The following is a 17,704-nucleotide window of genomic DNA, read 5'->3' on the forward strand; positions in this document are numbered from 1 at the left end:
AGGAGCCTTGAGCCAATCCGATGCGGTCGCCCAAGCCCCGGCCGGAGCGCCCCGCGCCGAAGCCGCCCTCCGCAAGCTGGACCGGATGGGCAAGGCCTTTCGCCACGAAGAGCCCGACCGGGTCCCGATCAGCGACTTCTTCTGGGGCGGGTTCATCCGCCGCTGGCGAGCCGAGTTGGGCCTCCCGCCCGACACCGATATCTACCGCTATTACGATCTGGATTGGATCGTCACCACCCCGAACATGGATCCTTGGATCCGGCCATTCGAGACGCTCAGCGAAACGGCGGACGAGGTCGTGGTCAAAACCGGCTTCGGGGCCGTTATCAACAAGCGCTTCGAGCTGCCCATGCCCGAGATGCGGTCATGGGAGGTCGACGAGTTCGAGAAGCTGGAGCGGGTCGAGTTCGACGACCCGTCCGACCGCCGCCGCTTCTTCGAGGCCGGCGACAACCAGATCGGCGGCGTCGGCGACGGATTCCAGCGGAACTCTCCCCCCTGGATCGAGACCGTCCGCTCGCTGCGTCCGGAGTTCCCGGTCTACGGCAGCATCATCGAGTCCAGCGAGTGCCTGACCCGCCTGGTCGGGCAGGGGAACGCCATGCTCTGGATGGGAGCCGAGCCCGAGCGGATGGGGGCGGTCATCGATCGCCTCGGGGCCTACTACCTGGAAATGACCCGGGCCCAGATCGAAGCGGCGGCCGGTCTGCTCGACGGGTTCGTCATCTGGGGCGACGTGGCCTACCGGCGATCGACTTTCATGGCGCCGAACTACTGGCGGCGCTACTTCAAGCCCTGGGTGGCCCGCATGACCGCGCTGGCCCACGCCGCCGGCCTCCCGGTCATCTATCACGGCTGCGGGAACGTGGCCGCGATCCTGCCGGACTTCATCGAGATCGGTGTCGACGCCTACAACCCGCTGGAAGCCAAAGCGGGGCTCGACGTCGTCGAGCTGCGGCGCCGCTACGGCCACCAGCTGGCCTTCTGCGGCAACGGCGACATCCAGGTCTGGGAAAGCGGCGATCCCGAAGCCATCCGGCGCGACGTCCTGCGCAAGCTCAACGCGGCCAAAGGCGGCGGCTACATCTTCCAGTCCGATCATTCCGTGACCAGCGGGGTGGCGGGCCGGACCTACGACATGATCGTCAAATTGGTCCGCGAATACGGGCGCTACCCGCTCCGGCTCGGGCCGTTCGACGAGGAAGGGTGATCCCATGGACCCGGTCTCTCCCAATCTCCTGCTCGGCGTCTCGATGCATGCGGTCGGGGCGTTCTTCGCCGCCACCTGCTACGCCCCCCAGAAGCGGATCCACGGCTGGTCCTGGCAGACCTACTGGATCACCCAGGCCGCCTTCTGCTGGTTCGCCCTGCCCATCATCGGGGCTCTGCTGACCATCCCCGACCTCGCCGCCGTGCTCCGGGCCGCGCCGCGAGGGCCGATGCTGTCGGCCTTTCTGCTGGGCGTCGCCTATGGCGTCGGCGGAACGGCTTTCGGGATCGCCATCCGGTACATCGGCTATTCGCTGACCTACGCCGTCGCCATCGGGTTGTCGGCCGTGCTGGGAACCCTCATCCCTCCCTTGGTCAAAGGCACGCTCGGGGCGACGCTCCGAAAGCCGGGCGCGTCCTGGATCGTAGCCGGCATCGCGGCCGGAGCGGTCGGCATCGCCATAACCGGATGGGCCGGCCGCCTCAAGGAGATCGATCTCGAGGCCCAGCAGCGCCGGGGCGAGTTCTCCCTGTCCAAAGGCCTGCTGCTCTCGCTTTTGGCCGGCGTCCTCTCGGCCGTCTATGGCTTCGCCCTGGCCGCCGGCGAGCCGATCGCCGACGTTGCCACGCAATACGGCGCCGGCGTCTTCCGCGGCAATGTCGTCTATATCTTCGCCAACACCGGGGCCTTCCTGACGACTGCGGTCTATTGTCTATTCCTGCATGCCCGCCATAAGACTTGGGGCGAATTCCGGCGTCCAGTACAGGTCCCGGATCAAATAAAGCCCCGCCTGCCGATGAACTACGTCCTGGCCGCGGTTACCGGGCTCTTCTGGTACGGCCAGTTCTTTTTCTACAACCTCGGCCATGTCCGCATGGGCACGTACAAGTTCACATCCTGGGCCATCCACATGATCATGCTGGTGCTCTTCAGCTCCTTGGTCGGCCTGGCTTTCCATGAGTGGCGCCGGTCCCGGAAGCTGACCCTGGCCATGATCCGACTGGCGCTCGCGGTGCTGGTCGCGGCGGTCCTGCTCCTGACCTACGGCAACTATATCGGCGGCTTGGCGGCCGCCTGAGGGGAGAGGCGAGATGAAACGATACGGCGCCGTCATCGGCCTGGACGAAGCGAAGGCCGAGGAATATAAAGCCCTGCATGCCGCCGTCTGGCCCGAAGTCCTGGCCATGATCCGGGCCTGCCATATCCGCAACTATTCGATCTACCTGCGGCGCCTGGACGACGGCCGGCTGTATTTGTTCAGCTATTTTGAATATATCGGGGAGGATTACGAAGTCGACATGGCCCGCATGGCGGCAGACCCGGCGACTCAGCGATGGTGGGCGGTCTGCATGCCTTGCCAGCGGCCTCTGGATAATCGCGCCCCCGGGGAATGGTGGGCCCCTCTGGAAGAGGTATTCCACACCGACTGAAGGACAAGGGGGCGCTCGGCGCTAGTCTCGGAAACGGGCCTTGGGGTCGATCTTATTGAACGTCTTGACGGCCTTGTGGATCGCCTTGGACCAAGCCTGCTTGTCCGAGCCAGGCTTCTCCCGCCGCTTCGTTTCCAGGAAGGCCTGTTCCTTGCGCAGCTTGAGCCAGCTCTGGTAGCGCCCGGCCTCCAGCGTCCCGGCTTCGAGCGCCGCGAGGACCGCGCATCCCGTCTCTCGCAAGTGAGTGCAGTCTCCGAAGCGGCACGCGTCGGCTAGGGCGGCGATGTCGGCGAAGACTTCGTCCACCCCGTCCTCCGTGTCCCAGAGCTGGAACTCCCTGACCCCGGGTGTATCGATGAGCAGCGCGCCGCCCGGCAGAACGATCAGCTCGCGCCGCGAGGTGGTGTGCCGGCCCTTGGAGTCGGTCGGCCGGACCGGAGCGACGGCCTGCCTGTCCCGACCGAGGAGCTTGTTGATGAGGGTGGATTTTCCGGCCCCGGAAGAGCCGATCAGGACGTGCGTCTCGGCCGGCCGCAACCGGGCGCGCACTCCGTCCAAACCAGATTCGTTCAAAGCCGAGACGGCCATGACGTCGACACCGGGCAGGGCCTCCCGGGCTCGGGCGGCCGCCTCGCCGGCGTCGGCCAGAAGGTCGGCCTTGTTGAGCAGCACGACCGGGGCCGCCCCGCTCTCGCGGATCATGACCATCTGCCGCTCCAGCCGCCGCAGGTTGAAGTCGAAGTCCAGACCCTGGACCAGGACGATGACGTCGATGTTGGCGGCCAAGACCTGTTCCTCCGTCCGTCGGCCTACGGCCCGGCGCGACAGCCGGGCGGCTCGCGGCAGGATCTCGTGAATGACGGCCTTGGCCTCGGCCGGATAGTCCGTGACGGCGACCCAGTCGCCGACCTTGGGGAAGTCCGACGGCGAGGCGGCTGCGAATTGGAACCGGCCCGAAACCTCGGCGGCGCGCTCGCCCCCCCTCGTGATCAGGATGTAGGTTTCCCGGTTCTCCACCGTCACCCGCCCGAAGTCCAGTCCCTTGCCGCGATGGATCGCGGCTGCCTCCTCGCAGCGGGCGTTCCAGCCGTACGCCAGCAACGGATCGGCGGCGGGAGAGGGGGCGGAATCGATCATGGCCGGCTTAAAATCCGCGCAGACTGGTGCTGTCGCGGCTCGGCAGCCCGCTTTTGGGCGTGCGCTTGAGGACCACGTATTGGATGCCGCGCCCTTCGCAGAACTCGCGCTTCTCCGGCCGGTCGCCGTCGTCGTTGACCAGGTAGACGTCGGGCTTGATGCGGCTGATCTCGGGCGCCGCATCCAGCCAGCCGAAGCCGGAACCGACGAAAGCCTGCTTGACGTGCTTGACGGCCAGGACCATGTAGAGCCGGGTGTCCTGGCCGAGCAGGGGGTGGCCCTTGCCCTTGAGCATCCGGATGTTGGCGTCGCTGCCGACGTCGACGAAGAGGTCGCCGTAGCCCGAAGCCTCCTCGAAGAAACGGATATGGCCCGAGTGGAGCCAGTCGTAGCAACCGCTGACAATGACTTTGCGCTGGCGAGCCAGGCGGGAGTTGAGAGGGGGGGCTGGCGGCAGCGCGATCAGGTCCGTCTCGGGGATCGTCCGCACCTCGATCTCGAGGCCGGCCCCGAAGGTCCGCTTCGCGTCGTTCATCTCGCCTTCGGGCACGGCCCAGACCTGCGGCTTGACGACATCCAAACCCGGGACGGCGTCGGCGGTCGGGCTGCCGGTGGCGATGCGGGCGCTCTTGACGAAGCGGAGGGACTGGACGATGTAGAGCCGCTCGCCGGCCGGAAATTTCGCCGGCTTGCCGGAGATCCTCTTGACGGCGGCATCCGGCCAGACCCAGGCGTGGACATCGCCGATCTTGGCCGCCTCCTCCAGGAAACGGACCTGGCGGGAGCGGAGGTCATCGAAGCTCCCGACGATGGCGACGGTCTTGATCAAGATTCAGACTCCATTCTCCCGCTCATTATAGGGAAGAACGGACCGGAATTCCAACCCTCGTTTCGCCGAGCCTGGCTCCGGGGCCGGGCGCTTCAGCGGAGGCGAACCTTCAGACCCGTACTGACCGATAGGTATTTCCAGCCGGGGGCCGTGACCGCCCCAACCGGGGCGAACGGAGCGCTGTAAGCTTCTGCTTCCAACTGCCATTGCAGTGTCGGGAGAAGCTCGATGCTGATGGTCCCCCAGCCTCGCAAGGCCGTCTTCCAAAGCCCGAACGCTTCGCCCGCTTTGGCCAGGCGCTGGATCCCCGCCCCCAGGTCGAGGGAAGCTGCGACCGGACCGTTCCCGCCGATCTCCCAGGCCGTCCCGGCTTCGAGGGTCTCGACGGCTCGAGGCGCGAAGTAGCCGGCCGAGGAGGCGCGGGCGAAGCCGAGCCAGTGGGCTTGGAGGGAGACTTCGCCGGACGCGCCGAGAGGCCGGACGAGCGCGATTCCGGATTGGAGGCGACGGTTGGCCTTCTCGCCGCGGGCTTCGATCCAGCCGGCCCGGCCCGTGCCCCTGATCCGGAACGGGCCGGCCGGGACGTCCAGCCCGAGCCGGGCTTCGTTCGAGACCGCCTTGTTCAGAGCCAGCAGCGGGTTGGCGATGAGCGGTTTTCTTTGCGCCCTGATGTCGAGGGCAAGCCCCTCGTCCGGAGCCCGCCAGCGGACGCGTACCTCGGCCTCGGGTGTGGTCCAGGAGGCCGAACCCGATTTCTTCCCGTCGCCGGCATGGCGGGCGGCTCCCAAGCCCGCCTCCAGCCGCACAACCGGACTCGGCCGGCCTTCCAGCCGCAAGAGAAGCTCCTCGATCGAAGTCCGCCCCGCTTGGGTTTGCGTCCCGTCGTCGAGCCAGGAGGCGATGGCCAGACCCCCCAGCCGGAAACCCCCGCGGAAGGCCATGTCGCCCGCCAACCCGGCTCGCGCGACATGGGTTCCGTCGGAATCGACGGACGTCCCGCCCAGGGGCTGGAGCGTGGGGGCGGCGCGCAGTTTCCCTTTGGCCAGGGCCTGCTTGATGTCCTCCGCTTCCTGCGCCGTTTGCGCCGCGCGCTCGTAGGCCCGCAAGGCCTCGACCGTCCGGCCGAGCTTGAGCCAGGTGTTGCCGAGGGCCAGCCAGCCCCAGGCATCGCCGGGCTCGAGCGCCGTGTATTCGCGGAACCGCGGCAGGGCGCCGGCGGGGCTTTTGGCCAGGAGCCCGAGGAAGTAGTAGGCCGCGGATTGATCCGGATCGAGCTCGATGACCTGGAGGAACAAGGCCTCGGCCTTGACCCGGTTGCCCTCATTGTAGGCCGCCTTGGCCTGGAGGAGTCGCGCCTGGGCCGTCGTTTGCTCGGCTGCGGGAAGGCCCAAGACCATTACGGCCAGGATCATCAACGCGATTCGGATGCCTTTCATGTCTTGTCTTTCCGAATCGAGAATCGGGCCGCTTGGACGGCCAGGAGCACGACGGCCAGGGTGATGTACCCGGCCGCCAGGGCTGCCCAGCGGATGAAGTTGCGGGCATGGACCGATTTCAGTCCCGTCGCGACAGCCGCTCCCGCGATGCTTTTGGCCGAGGGAACAACGAGGAGCCCGAGAATCCAGCCCGTGGCCCATATCCCGAGCAGGATGCCGGCGGCGATCCCCGTGTTCCCGACGATTTTTGGCCAGGCGACGGGGACTCTTCGCAGGCGGCGCCAAATCCCTCGCAGCGGGAGGAGCAGCGCCGCGGCCAGATAGAACAGGCCGCCGATGCCGGTTCCCGGCACGCCCGCCGTCATCTAATGCCCCTTCTCATAAATGAGGAAGCTGCGGCCGCGGACGACTTCCGACCATAACGCTTCCAGGAAGTAGATCGCGTTGACCGTCCGCAGAATAAAGAAGCAAGGCACGCTGAGAAGCGCCCGCCCCACTTCCCGCCGGGGCCAGGCTCCGACGACGACCGGGACGACGACGGCGGGCACGTCGATGACGTATCCGAGCAGGATCAGGGGACTCCGGAGCAGAATGGCGATGGCGGGCAGCAACAGCAGATAGACGAGCGAGGCGACGATGGCGTCCCAGAGCGCGACGGCCACGGCCGAGCGCAGAAACGGGATTTTGAGAAGTCCCCGGCGGTGAAGCCGGACGTTCTGGACGAAACCGTGCGACCATCGCCGAAGCTGTTTTTTCAGGAATCCGAAGTCGTGCGGTTCGATGGGGAAAGCGACGGCGTCGGGGATGAACCGGACCGCGTACCCGTTCTGGTACATCGTCCAGGTCAAGTCGACGTCCTCGGCCAAGGTCCGGTTCCGCCAGCCCCCGATCTCGCGCAGGGCCTCGGTGCGGTACATCGAGAAGCAGCCCGAGCTGATCAACGGCGTCCCGTACTGGTCCTGGACGCGCTTGTAGAAAGTGAAAGCGAAAAGGTATTCGATGTAGCGGCCCCGCTCCCAGACGCTCCGGACGCGCCGGGGCAAAACGCTGCCGCAAGCGGCGGCGACCCGGGGATCTTCGAAGGCGGGGAGAAGCCTTTCGATCGCGTCCGGGGCGAGCGTCGTATCGGCGTCCAGGGCGATCGCATACGGCGTCCGCACCATCGGCAAAGCGAAGGTCTGGGCCCCGGCCTTGGAGCCCGTATTGGCGGGGGGGCGGACGACGGTGACCCCGAAGGCGCGGGCCGCGTCGCCCGTGCCGTCGGTCGAACAGTCATCGACGACGATGACCGAGGCGGGAGTCCGGGTCTGGGCTAGGAGGCTGCGAAGGGTGTCTGCGATGGCGGGTGCTTCATTGAAAGCGGGAATGATCACCGTCAGAGGGACTGTCGGACCGGGGATGACCGGCTCGGGAGAGATACAGTCCCGGGGCTGGGGCTTGCGGCCGGACCGGCTCGGTGCGGACATCTTGGCATTAGACCAAGCGGCCGGGCTTTCCTTGGCGCCGAAATTCAATCGACCGTCTTTTGGCCCGCCTTCTTGAGCTCGTACTGGCCCTTGATCCAGTCGAAGGTCTTCTTCATCCCGACCCGCAGAGGCGTATCGGGCTCCCAGCCCAGCATCTTCATGATGAAGGTGTTGTCGGAGTTGCGGCCGGCCACACCGCGCGGCGCGTCCAGCTCGTAGGTCCGGCGCAGCTTGACGCCGGCAATCCCTTCGACCAGCGTCACCAAGTCGTTGACCGATATCAGCTCGCTTGTGCCCAGGTTGATCGGGGTGGCGATCAGGGCCTCGGTGTGAGTGATGCGGTCGATGCCCTTGACGCAGTCGTCGATGTACATGTAGCTGCGGGTCTGGGTGCCGTCGCCCCAGATGCGAATGCGGCCGCTCTTGCTGTCGACGGCCTCGATGACCTTGCGGCTGATGGCGGCGGGCGCCTTCTCGCGTCCCCCCGTCCAGGTGCCCCACGGCCCATAGACGTTGTGGAAGCGGGCGATGAACGTCTTCATGCCCCGCTCGGCCCAGTACTCCTGGCAGAACATCTCGGAGATGAGCTTTTCCCAGCCGTAGCCGCGCTCGGACATGGCCGGGTAGGCGTCGGACTCCTTGAGGGCCCGCACGTGGGGGTCCTTCTGCAGATCGGTGTTGTAGACGCAGGCCGAGGAGGAGTAGAAGTAGCGCCGGCAACCCGCTTTGTAGGCCGACTCGATCATGTGGGTGTTGATCAGGATGGAGCGGAGGCATTCGATCCGGAAGCGCTCGATGAAGCCCATGCCGCCCATGTCCGCGGCCAATTGATAGATTTCGTCCGCGCCCTCGACGGCCCGCTTGCAACTGACCTCCTGGCTCAAGTCGAGGCAGAGACACTCGACCCCGGGAACGCGCTGGTACCAGTCATGGAGCGGCTTTTTGTCGACGGCCCGTATGCGGGTGAAGCCCTTGGCCTTGAAGTAGGCGGCCAGGCTGCCGCCGATAAAGCCGCCGGCGCCGGCGATGACGATTTGGATGCCCTTGTCCGGGGCTTTGGCTTTGGCTTGGGTCATGTCTTTTCCTCCGTGCGACTAAGCGTTAGCCTTATTTTCGCCCAATCCGGGGCGCCGTGGCAACGGCCCTGGGATCGGGCGCTTTTCGGCGTCGTGCGGGGAACAGAATAAGCCCGTACCGCGCCTGCGTCCATCCCCCCCGGCGGCGATTCCAGGGGTGATTTCCCCGGGGCCGTCGTCGCCGGGAATCCATTTGCCGGCAAATGAGATCCCCTTTTATTTGGTTCTTCTCCCATCTTCGGGGGATGGTCAGGCGGTACGGTGATCGGCCAACGGCGAAATCGCGAGAAGAGGCCGAAGCCGCCGGGCCGATCACTGTGACGCAGGCCCCGGAGATGGGAGAAGAACCTTTTATTTGACCGGGTTTTCGGGCTTGTGGTAGAAAGAAAGATAAGGAAGACACAAGGATCGGGGGAGCCCATGCGCCAGCCACACCGTCGAATCTTCTTTTCGGCCGAAGATCATCTCCGAAGTCTCGGACAAGCTCTCCTGATCGTCGCGGCGGCGTCGATGCTCGTCCCGGCTGCCTGCCGCCGGGCCGAAAAAACCGACGGCTTCGTTTGGCCGTCGGCTCCGCCGGCCGACTGTCCCTTCCCGCCTTCCGCTGAGCTCACCGGCCTCGAGTTCACCGGCCGCCACGCCGAGTACACCGACGCCGACACTTGGTACCCGTCCTGGGCCTCGGACGGCAAGATGTATTCCCCCTTCACCGACGGCCGGGTGGACGAGATTCGCGTTTCGTCCGCGGGCAAGGACGCCGCCACGGGGCAGGCCGTCATCACCGGCGACGATCCGCTGCGCCTGAAGATCCGGCCGCTGGGCGTCCGGCCCGGCTCGCCCGCGCCCTATGAAGGCCGGTACCCCTGCGGCAGCCTGGTCCACAACGGCATCTGGTACTATGGGACTTACGGCCTTCTCAACGCGGGCTACGGGCTGAACTGGCCCGTCCTGGGACCGACCCCGGGATTCTATATCTCCGAGGACTTCGGCATGACCTGGATCGACCCGCCCCATTCCTGCGAGCCCGGCCGAGCCCTCTTTCCCGAGCCGTCCCGCAAGGGCGGTCCGGTCAAGATCGGAGCCCCCCATTTCGTCGACTTCGGCCGCAACATGGAGCATTCGCCCGACGCCAAGGCCTATCTCATCGGGCACGGCGCCGAACAAGACGATATGACCGACCGGGTGGCCAACCTGAGCTGGATCACCGCCGATCAGGTTTATCTCTGCCGGGTTGTCCCGACCCCGGCGACGATCAACGACGGCAGCCGCTATGAATATTTCGCCGGCCACGACGAGGCCGCCCGCCCCGTTTGGACTCGCGATTTCGAGCGCATCCGCCCGTTGGCCGAGTGGGCCAACGCCATGGGCTGTGTCACGATCACCTACAACGCGCCTCTCAAGAAGTACCTGATGTGCGTCACCGACGGCGGCATCACGGTCTGGAAGTTCTCGACCTACATCCTGGAGTCGGACGCGGTCACCGGTCCCTGGCGGCTGGTGACGTACATGAAGGACTTCGGCGAGCAGGCCTATTTCGTCAACATCCCGTCCAAGTTCATCTCCCCGGACGGCCGGACGCTGTGGCTGTGCTACGCGGCCAACTTCACCAACGGCTGGCTGGGGACGAAGTTCGCCGGCAAGCCGCCCGGAAGCCGCTACGGGATGTGCCTGCAGGAAGTGCGCCTGCAGGGCCCGAAGCGCTGATTCCTTCGCGGCGCCGCCGGGGCTTTACTCGACGTAGTTGAGAAACCAGGCCCGGGCCCGCTCCAAGAGTACAGCGTGGTTGTCGGCCGTGACACCGGCGGAAGGAATGGGCGGGCCGATCAGCACGTCCACCCGCCCGGGCCGGATCATGCGGCTTCCGCGGCGGTTGATCCGGTACCCCCCCGTCTGGGCCATCGGCAGGATATCCAGGCCCGAGGCGGCGGCCAGCCGGAAGGCGCCAGACTTGAAACGGCCGAGCTTGCCGTCCCGGGTGCGTGTTCCCTCGGGCAGGACGAGGACGGAGAAGTCCGGCCTGGCCTGGATCAGCCGGGCCGCCCGGTCCAGGCTGGCGCGGGCCTTAACGCTGTTGCCGCGGTCCACCGGAATCATTCCGATCCGTCGAAGCATGGCTCCGTAGAGCGGCCAGCTGAAATGCCGCTCCTCCTCCAACCCGCGGGCCAGGCCCGGAAACGAAGCGTAGAAGACGAACGGGTCGAAGAGGTTGACGTGATTCATTAGGATGATGTACTGGCGTCCGGGCTCGACGTGCTCCCGGCCCCTCACCCGCAGCCGGATGCCGGCGGCGAACAGAATCAGACGGCACGACCACTTGATCAGCGGCTCCAGGCGACGCCCGCGGTAGACTAGGGCTGTCACCAGGATGCTCGAGACGCAGACGATGAAGACCGGGAAGGCGACGATCCAGAGCAGGATCGATCGCAGGCTCTCGAGGATCCGTTTCATGCCAGCAGGGTCAGCTCGGCGGGCAGGACTTTGAGCCGCAGGGGGGTCGTGCCCAGGAGCTCCCCGTCTGCCATCAGCAAGAGCGGGGGATCGCTTTCGACGGTGATTTCGGAGGCCTGCAGGGTCTCGACCTTGGGGTGGGCCTTGTGCGTCCCGGCGAAGACCCGCTTGAAGATGGCCAGGATCTCGCGGCGGTTCACTTGCCGGAAGACGATCAGGTCGGCTTTGCCGTCGGCCGTGTCCGCATCCGGGGCGATTTTCATCTTACCGCCCGTGTACTTGGAATTGGAGACGACCAGGGCGCTGTCGCGGATCTCCTGCACGGCGCCGTCGGCCGTGATGGTGATCCGGTTGTCCATGCCTTTGGCCAGGCGCAGCAGCACCGCCAGGCTGTAGCCCAGGGTTCCCAGCGGCTTGAGCTTCTCGTTGGTCAGCTTCAGGATGTCGGCGATCAGGCCGGCCCCGATGATGTTCAGGCTGTAGCGGCGCTCGACCGCGGCACCCTGAAGATAGGTGAATTCGACCAAATCGACGGGCCGCCGGCGGCCCTCCAGGATGCGGTCGATGGCGACCTCCGGCGAATCGACGCCGAAGTCCCGCAGGAAGGAGTTGCCCGTCCCGGCCGGGATGAGCCCCAGGTCGGGCCGGCGGGCCGGCCGGCCCTCGGCGTAAAGGCCGTTGACGACTTCGTACGGCGTCCCGTCGCCGCCCAAGCAGAGAAGAAGCTCGAAGGCTTCTTTGGCGGCCCAGCGGCCGATCTCGACGGCGTGCCCGGCGTATTCGGAGAGCCGGATGGTCAGGCTGGGGAAGAGCTGGCGCAGGCGGGGCTCCAGACGCTCGAAAATCTTGAAAGCTTTCCCGTGCCCGGCCTCGGGGTTGATGACGAGCAAGGTTTTGGTTGTCGGCAACATCGCCCGCTTATAGCATGGCCGGCCGAAAAACGCAATTTTGATACGAGCGCTCCAGCCTAGAAAGTCCATGGCCAAAAGTTGGAGCGGGTTCTGGAGCGCCAGCCCCGTAGCGGGATTCTCCGTTCTTCCACGGACTTGCGCCCACGGGATCCCGCGGAGGGATTGAAACCACCCCGGCTTTGGAAGAAAATGCGGGGGAATCCCCCGGGAGGCTCACCATGAAGAAATCTGCCGTCCGCCTGATCTCCAGCCTATTCGCCGTTATCATCCTGACCGGCGCGGCCTCGGCCGCGGCTCAGGCCTACTCGCTTCTCTCGCCCGACAAGACCGTCGAGGTCAAGATCAGCCTCGGCAATACCCTGACCTACGAGGTCCTCTATAAAGGCCGTCCGCTCATCGCGCCTTCGGCCGTTTCGATGACCCTGGGCGACGGGACCGTCCTGGGCCGGGCGGGACGCGTCAAGAGCGACAAGCGGCGCTCGTCCGACGTCGTCCTGAAGCCGTTCGTCCGTCAGAAGGCGGCCGAAATCCGGGACAAATTCAACGAGCTGAAGCTGGAGTTCCGGGGCGACTACGCCTTCATCGTCCGGGCTTATGACGACGGCGTGGCCTACCGGTTCGCCACCGCCCTCAAGAAGCCGATCACTGTCGTCTCGGAGCAGGCCGAGTTCACTTTCACGGCCGATCACACCGTCTACTGGCCGCAGGAGGATGGCTTCCAGACCCATCAGGAGAGGGCCTTCAAGCCGGTCGCCTTGAGCGCCATCGACGTCCAGAAGTTCGCTTCGGCTCCGGCCGTAGTCGCCGTCGAGGGCGGCCCCAAGGTGGCGGTGACCGAAGCCGACCTGGAAAGCTATGCCGGGCTCTATCTGGCCCGTTCGGCCGACTTTCCGATGAAGCTCGTCGGTGTCTTCCCGGCCTATCCGGCCAAGGAGGAGGCCCGCAACGACCGCAACATCGTCGTCACCGCGCGCGAACCCTTCCTGGCCAAGACGGCCGGGACGCGCAGCTTCCCCTGGCGCGTCCTGATGATCGCGGGCCGCGACGGGGACTTGATCGAAAGCCCGATGATCTACCGGCTGGCCAAGCCCGCCGGCACCGACTTCGCCTGGGTCAAGCCCGGCAAGGTCGCCTGGGACTGGTGGAACGACCTGAACATCTCCGGCGTCGAGTTCCGGGCCGGCGTCAACACCGAAACCTATAAGCACTACATCGACTTCGCGTCCGAAAACGGGATCGAGTACGTCATCCTGGACGAAGGCTGGTACAAGCTGGGCGACCTGCTCTCGGTCAATCCCGCGCTGGATATGCCGGCCGTCCTGGCCTACGCCAAGGCCAAAAATGTCGGCGTCATCCTCTGGGTGGTCTGGAAGACGCTCGACAACCAGTTCCAAGCGGCGATGGATCAGTTCAGCCGTTGGGGCGTCCAGGGCTTGAAGATCGATTTCATGCAACGGGACGATCAGCCGGTCGTCGATTTTTACTACAAGGTCGCAGCTGAGGCGGCCAAGCGGCATTTCCTGGTCGACTTCCACGGCGCTTATAAGCCCACCGGGCTCTACCGCACCTTCCCCAACGTGCTGACCAGCGAGGGCGTCATGGGCTTGGAACACTCCAAGTGGAGCCGCGACATCACCCCCGAGCACGATGTCACCCTGCCCTTCACCCGGATGTTTGCCGGGCCGATGGACTTCACCCCGGGGGCGATGCTGAACGGGGGAATGAAGAACTTCCAGATCATCTATAACCGGCCGATGAGCCAGGGCACTCGCTGCCATCAATTGGCCATGTATGTCGTCTACGAGAGCCCGCTCCAGATGCTGGCCGATTCCCCCACCAACTATCGGCGCGAGCCGACTTGTCTGGCGTTCCTATCAAAAGTCCCGACCGTCTGGGACGAGACCCGGGTGCTCGACGCCAAGCTCGGCGACTATGTCGTCGTCGCCCGCCGCAGCGGGAGGGACTGGTACATCGGTGCGATGACCGATGCGACCGAGCGGACGCTGACGCTGGATCTATCCTTTCTGGAGCAGAAGGAAGTTTACGCGGCCTTGATCTACCAGGACGGCGTCAATGCCGACCGCGACGGAAACGATTTTACGTTTACCAAACAGAGCCTTCTGGGGAAAGACCCTCTGACCATCCGGTTGGCCCCGGGCGGCGGTTGGGCGGCCCGGATCATTCCGTTGGATATCAAATAGCTCCCGGCCGGCTTGATCTTCATCGGCCCCCGCCTTATGATCGTCGGTGATGGGCCCGGCGGCCTGACCTCCGCCGCGAGGAGCTTCTCCCGATGAATCAAGACGCGACGTCGATTTCCGAGGACCGGCTGAATGTCCTCGTCGTCGACGACGAGGTCAACATCCGCCGCGTGCTGGCTGTCTGCCTGGAAACACGCGGTCATCGCGTCACCGCCGTAGGGCGATTCCCTGATGCGCTGACGGAAGCCGGCCGGCAGGCCTTCGACTTGGCTTTCGTCGATCTCCGGTTGGGGACCGATAACGGCCTCGACCTCATTCCCCGTTTATTGGCGGAGTCGCCCTGGCTCAAGATCGTCGTCATAACCGCTTATGCTTCCGTCGAAACCGCGGTCGAGGCCATGCGCCGGGGCGCCGTCGATTACATCCCCAAGCCCTTCGTGCCCGAACAAGTCCTGCTTGTGGCGGACCGGGTGGGCGCGTTGCGCCGGATGGAGCGGCGGCTATCGACCTTGCAGGATGATCTCCGCCGAGCCAACCCGGAAGTCACATTCCAGACCTGGAATCCCGGGATGGCGAGGGCCATCGAAACCGCCCGCCAGGTGGCCGGATCCGAGGCGGTTGTCCTCCTGCGCGGGCCGAGCGGCACGGGCAAATCCGTGCTGGCCCGGGCCATCCATGCTTGGAGCCCCAGAAGCGCCAAACCGCTGGGGATCATCTCCTGCCCCTCGCTCAGCCCGGAGCTTTTAGAGAGCGAGCTCTTCGGCCATGCCAAAGGGTCGTTCACCGGCGCCGTCCGCGACAATCCCGGCCGCATCGCCGCCTGTGAAGGCGGGACTCTGCTGCTCGACGAGATCGGCGACCTGCCTCTTTCGATTCAGCCGAAGCTGTTGCGCTTTCTACAGGATCGGGAATTCGAGCGGGTCGGGGAAGCCCGAACCCGCAGTGCCGACGTCCGGATCATTGCCGCCACGAACGCCGACCTCGGAGAGGCGGTGGCGCGCGGCTCATTCCGCGAGGATCTGTTCTATCGCTTGAACGTTTTTCCGATCGAGCTTCCGTCCTTGCGGGAGCGGGTCGAGGACATCGGGACGCTGGCCGCGGAGATGCTGGACTTCTTCGCCGGCCAGAACCATAAATCCGGGCTGGCCTTTTCGTCCGATGCCTTGGAAGCGCTGCGGGCCTATGATTGGCCGGGGAATATCCGTGAACTCCGCAATGTCGTCGAGCGGGCCGTTATCCTCTGCCCCTCCGGCCTCGTCGGCGTCGAGCATCTGCCCCCGGGGCTGGTTCCTTGCGTGCCCGCCCTCCAACTCGGTGCCCTGGTCTCCCTGGAACGGATCGAGGAAGCCCATATCCGCGGCGTCATCGCGGCGGCCCGCTCGCTCCAGGAAGCCGCTGAAATCCTGGGCATCGATCAAGCCACTCTATGGCGGAAGCGGAAGCTCTACGGGTTCGACTGAGGCCTTCCGCCCGCGTCCGCCGCACTGCTTCTCGCAAGGCTTATCTGGACCGATCGTGCATTCTGCAATCCCGTTCCCGCCTTGTCCGCTCTTCCCCCCCTGAAAACTCGCCTTTCGGCCTGGCACATCGCTTGCATTATAGATTCGCCGGAGGCGCACCATCATGCTCGGTATCAGGCAAAAGCTGGTCCTCGGTTTTGGCGGCCTGTTCGTCTTGGTAGGGGGAATCGGCCTCCTGACAATGGCGAAAATCTCCGTCTTGGGGCGTTCTATCGATGTCATCCTGCGCGAAAACTTTAAGAGCGTCATCGCCTGCCAGTCCATGAAGGAGGCCCTGGAGCGCATCGACAGCGGCGTCCTGTTCTCCTTCATGGGCCGTCCGGACGAGAGCCGCCGGCTGGTCGAGGACAACCGCAAAACCTTCGCCGCGGCGCTCGACGCGGAGCTTCGCAACATCACCGTTCCCGGAGAAGGGGAGAAAGCCGAAAAAATCCCGGCCCTTTATGCCGCCTATACTGCTTCCATCGACGCTGTCGTCGATGCCTCCCGTCCGCTGGCCGAGCGCCAGGCCCTCTATCTCGACGGCCTTTATCCCCGGTTTCTCGAGCTCAAGGGATTGGCCCAGAACATCCTGGATCTCAATCAGGCCAATATGGTTGAAGCCAACGACAGGGCCCGGGCCCGGGCCGCGGCGGCCCATCGCCAGCTCCTGATGGTCATTATCGCCACGGCGGCCGTCGCCCTCATCTATAGCTTGTCCATCCGGCGCTGGATCTTATGGCCGATTCGCCGTTTGACGGTCTTTGCCGATGAAGCCAGGCGCGGCAACCTCGACCTCGTCCTCCAGCCCAAGGGCCGCGACGAGATCGGCCGTTTGGCCGAGGCCTTCAACGACATGGCCGAAGGGCTTAGGCGCCTGCGCCGGCAGGACCGGCTGGAAATCCAGCGAACTCGCCGGGCCACTGAGGAAGTGTTCAAAGCCCTGCCGACGCCGATCGCCGTTCTCGACCTCGATGGCCGCGTCGAGCTGGCGACCGAGCCGGCCGACCGGTTGTTCGGGCTCAAGCCGGGAGTGGACGCCAGAAGCCTGGGCCAGGATTGGCTGACGACCCTGATCGACCGGGCGGCGGCGGAGAACCGGCCGGCCGAACCGAAGGACGGAACGGCCGGCTTTCTGCAGAGATTCGACGGCTTGAGCGAGCGCTTGTTCCATCCCGTCGTCCTGCCGCTGTCCACGGCCGGCGGGCCCGACGAGCCGTCCGGCCTGGCCGTCCTTCTGCTCGACGTCACCCATCTGCACGAGCAGCTTGAGCTCAAGCGAAGTGTGGTGGCCACCGTCTCCCATCAGCTGAAGACCCCGCTGACCGCCCTGCGGATGTCTCTCCATATGCTTCTTGACGATAGCCTAGGCGACCTCAACCCCAAGCAGGCCGAATTGGCCATCGCGGCCCGCGACGAAAGCGAGAGGCTGGTTCGCATCGTCAATGACCTGCTGGACATAGATCGCATCGAATCCGGACGGGCCCAAATGGCCATCCAGCCCGTGGATCCGGTTTCGCTGGTCCGGGACGCGGCCGACCGCCATTTTTTCGAGGCCAGGGATCGCGGCGTCACCCTGGCGGCTTCCGTGCCGCCGGATCTGCCCCGTGTCCTGGCCGACCGGGGCCGGATCGCCCTGGTCCTCGATAATCTGCTGTCCAATGCTTTCCGTTATACCGAGGCGGGCGGATCGATCCGCATCGAGGCCGAAAGCGACCCGGTCGGAGTCCGATTCCGTGTCCGCGATACGGGCCGGGGCATCCCGCGCGAGCATCTCGACCAGGTCTTTGCGCCGTTCTTCCGCGCCCCCGGACAGGACCCCGCTTCGGGCGTGGGGCTGGGACTGGCCATCGTCAAAGAGACAATCCGCCATCACGGCGGCGAGGTCGGCGTCGAAAGCGAGCCGGGGCAAGGGACGATGTTCTGGTTCACCCTGCCGGCGGCCGGAGGCGAAACCGAAGGGCCGAAGGTCGAGGCGGTGCGTCCATGACCGGATGGCTGGCCCTCCTTCTTTTTGTCTTCAGCCTGGCGTACTTGTTTTACGCCCTGATCGACCCGGAG

Annotated in this window: 15 protein-coding genes; 7 read left to right on the top strand and 8 right to left on the bottom strand. The window is 65.5% G+C overall.

All coding sequences use genetic code 11. The features are described from left to right. The first annotated feature begins 7 nt into the window (after positions 1-7). The 3 genes from NTZ26_00950 to NTZ26_00960 are packed head-to-tail and all read left to right on the top strand — an operon-like array spanning position 8 to position 2,640. Positions 8-1,210 (top strand): hypothetical protein, encoded by a 1,203-nt coding sequence (locus tag NTZ26_00950; GenBank protein MCX6559056.1) that lies wholly within the window; start codon positions 8-10, stop codon positions 1,208-1,210. A gap of 4 nt (positions 1,211-1,214) precedes the next feature. Continuing rightward, positions 1,215-2,288 carry a rhamnose:proton symporter gene (locus tag NTZ26_00955; GenBank protein ID MCX6559057.1) on the top strand — a complete coding sequence of 358 codons (1,074 nt, stop codon included), beginning with the start codon at positions 1,215-1,217 and terminating at the stop codon, positions 2,286-2,288. Positions 2,289-2,301: 13 nt separating this feature from the next. Next, a complete protein-coding gene (locus tag NTZ26_00960; protein ID MCX6559058.1) occupies positions 2,302-2,640 on the top strand; it encodes an L-rhamnose mutarotase in 339 nt (112 codons plus the stop codon). 21 nt (positions 2,641-2,661) lie between these two features. Here NTZ26_00960 and rsgA read toward each other — a convergent pair whose 3' ends face one another. From rsgA to NTZ26_00990, 6 genes are all read right to left on the bottom strand, one after another. Then, positions 2,662-3,777, bottom strand: a complete 1,116-nt coding sequence (gene rsgA / locus NTZ26_00965) for a ribosome small subunit-dependent GTPase A (GenBank protein ID MCX6559059.1) — start codon at positions 3,775-3,777, stop codon at positions 2,662-2,664. A 7-nt stretch (positions 3,778-3,784) separates the two neighbouring features. After that, a complete protein-coding gene (locus NTZ26_00970) occupies positions 3,785-4,606 on the bottom strand; it encodes an adenylyltransferase/cytidyltransferase family protein (GenBank protein ID MCX6559060.1) in 822 nt (273 codons plus the stop codon). A 92-nt stretch (positions 4,607-4,698) separates the two neighbouring features. After that, a complete protein-coding gene (locus NTZ26_00975; GenBank protein ID MCX6559061.1) occupies positions 4,699-6,042 on the bottom strand; it encodes a tetratricopeptide repeat protein in 1,344 nt (447 codons plus the stop codon). After that, the gene (locus NTZ26_00980; GenBank protein ID MCX6559062.1) at positions 6,039-6,407 is read right to left on the bottom strand and encodes a hypothetical protein; all 369 of its coding nucleotides are present in this window, start codon (positions 6,405-6,407) and stop codon (positions 6,039-6,041) included. Before NTZ26_00980 ends, NTZ26_00975 begins: the two co-directional genes overlap by 4 nt. Beyond that, the gene (locus NTZ26_00985; protein MCX6559063.1) at positions 6,408-7,508 is read right to left on the bottom strand and encodes a glycosyltransferase family 2 protein; all 1,101 of its coding nucleotides are present in this window, start codon (positions 7,506-7,508) and stop codon (positions 6,408-6,410) included. 44 nt (positions 7,509-7,552) lie between these two features. Then, positions 7,553-8,584, bottom strand: a complete 1,032-nt coding sequence (locus NTZ26_00990; protein MCX6559064.1) for an NAD-dependent epimerase/dehydratase family protein — start codon at positions 8,582-8,584, stop codon at positions 7,553-7,555. 420 nt (positions 8,585-9,004) lie between these two features. Between NTZ26_00990 and NTZ26_00995 the strand changes: the two genes are divergently transcribed. Continuing rightward, complete coding sequence (locus NTZ26_00995; GenBank protein ID MCX6559065.1) at positions 9,005-10,288, top strand: hypothetical protein; 1,284 nt, start codon at positions 9,005-9,007, stop codon at positions 10,286-10,288. Positions 10,289-10,312: 24 nt separating this feature from the next. Here the strand turns inward: NTZ26_00995 and NTZ26_01000 are convergent, their stop codons facing one another. Together NTZ26_01000 and NTZ26_01005 are read right to left on the bottom strand one after the other, a co-directional pair. After that, positions 10,313-11,032: a lysophospholipid acyltransferase family protein gene (locus tag NTZ26_01000; protein ID MCX6559066.1), complete on the bottom strand. Its 720-nt coding sequence runs from the start codon at positions 11,030-11,032 to the stop codon at positions 10,313-10,315. Then, positions 11,029-11,943, bottom strand: coding sequence for a diacylglycerol kinase family lipid kinase (locus NTZ26_01005; GenBank protein ID MCX6559067.1), 915 nt, complete (start codon positions 11,941-11,943; stop codon positions 11,029-11,031). Before NTZ26_01005 ends, NTZ26_01000 begins: the two co-directional genes overlap by 4 nt. Before the next feature lie 218 nt (positions 11,944-12,161). On the opposite strand from NTZ26_01005, the gene NTZ26_01010 reads away from it, so the two are divergent. The 3 genes from NTZ26_01010 to NTZ26_01020 all read left to right on the top strand — a co-directional run bounded on the left by NTZ26_01010 (position 12,162) and on the right by NTZ26_01020 (position 17,633). Beyond that, positions 12,162-14,144 carry a glycoside hydrolase family 97 protein gene (locus NTZ26_01010; protein MCX6559068.1) on the top strand — a complete coding sequence of 661 codons (1,983 nt, stop codon included), beginning with the start codon at positions 12,162-12,164 and terminating at the stop codon, positions 14,142-14,144. 92 nt (positions 14,145-14,236) lie between these two features. After that, positions 14,237-15,604 carry a sigma-54 dependent transcriptional regulator gene (locus NTZ26_01015; protein ID MCX6559069.1) on the top strand — a complete coding sequence of 456 codons (1,368 nt, stop codon included), beginning with the start codon at positions 14,237-14,239 and terminating at the stop codon, positions 15,602-15,604. A gap of 241 nt (positions 15,605-15,845) precedes the next feature. Continuing rightward, entirely contained in the window at positions 15,846-17,633 is a 1,788-nt protein-coding gene (locus tag NTZ26_01020) for an ATP-binding protein (protein ID MCX6559070.1), read from the top strand. Positions 17,634-17,704 lie beyond the last annotated feature (71 nt).

This window comes from Candidatus Aminicenantes bacterium (assembly GCA_026393855.1).
Lineage (GTDB): Bacteria > Acidobacteriota > Aminicenantia > Aminicenantales > UBA4085 > UBA4085.

What these genes read in the sequence shown, in the direction of transcription:
- NTZ26_00960 (MCX6559058.1), top strand. Translation starts at nt 2,302, where the DNA reads ATGAAACGATACGGCGCCGTCATCGGCCTGGACGAAGCGAAGGCCGAG.
- NTZ26_00955 (MCX6559057.1), top strand. Translation starts at nt 1,215, where the DNA reads ATGGACCCGGTCTCTCCCAATCTCCTGCTCGGCGTCTCGATGCATGCG.
- NTZ26_01010 (MCX6559068.1), top strand. Translation starts at nt 12,162, where the DNA reads ATGAAGAAATCTGCCGTCCGCCTGATCTCCAGCCTATTCGCCGTTATC.
- NTZ26_01005 (MCX6559067.1), bottom strand. Translation starts at nt 11,943, where the DNA reads ATGTTGCCGACAACCAAAACCTTGCTCGTCATCAACCCCGAGGCCGGG.
- NTZ26_00990 (MCX6559064.1), bottom strand. Translation starts at nt 8,584, where the DNA reads ATGACCCAAGCCAAAGCCAAAGCCCCGGACAAGGGCATCCAAATCGTC.
- rsgA (MCX6559059.1), bottom strand. Translation starts at nt 3,777, where the DNA reads ATGATCGATTCCGCCCCCTCTCCCGCCGCCGATCCGTTGCTGGCGTAC.
- NTZ26_01020 (MCX6559070.1), top strand. Translation starts at nt 15,846, where the DNA reads ATGGCGAAAATCTCCGTCTTGGGGCGTTCTATCGATGTCATCCTGCGC.
- NTZ26_00985 (MCX6559063.1), bottom strand. Translation starts at nt 7,508, where the DNA reads ATGTCCGCACCGAGCCGGTCCGGCCGCAAGCCCCAGCCCCGGGACTGT.
- NTZ26_00975 (MCX6559061.1), bottom strand. Translation starts at nt 6,042, where the DNA reads ATGAAAGGCATCCGAATCGCGTTGATGATCCTGGCCGTAATGGTCTTG.
- NTZ26_01000 (MCX6559066.1), bottom strand. Translation starts at nt 11,032, where the DNA reads ATGAAACGGATCCTCGAGAGCCTGCGATCGATCCTGCTCTGGATCGTC.
- NTZ26_00995 (MCX6559065.1), top strand. Translation starts at nt 9,005, where the DNA reads ATGCGCCAGCCACACCGTCGAATCTTCTTTTCGGCCGAAGATCATCTC.
- NTZ26_01015 (MCX6559069.1), top strand. Translation starts at nt 14,237, where the DNA reads ATGAATCAAGACGCGACGTCGATTTCCGAGGACCGGCTGAATGTCCTC.
- NTZ26_00980 (MCX6559062.1), bottom strand. Translation starts at nt 6,407, where the DNA reads ATGACGGCGGGCGTGCCGGGAACCGGCATCGGCGGCCTGTTCTATCTG.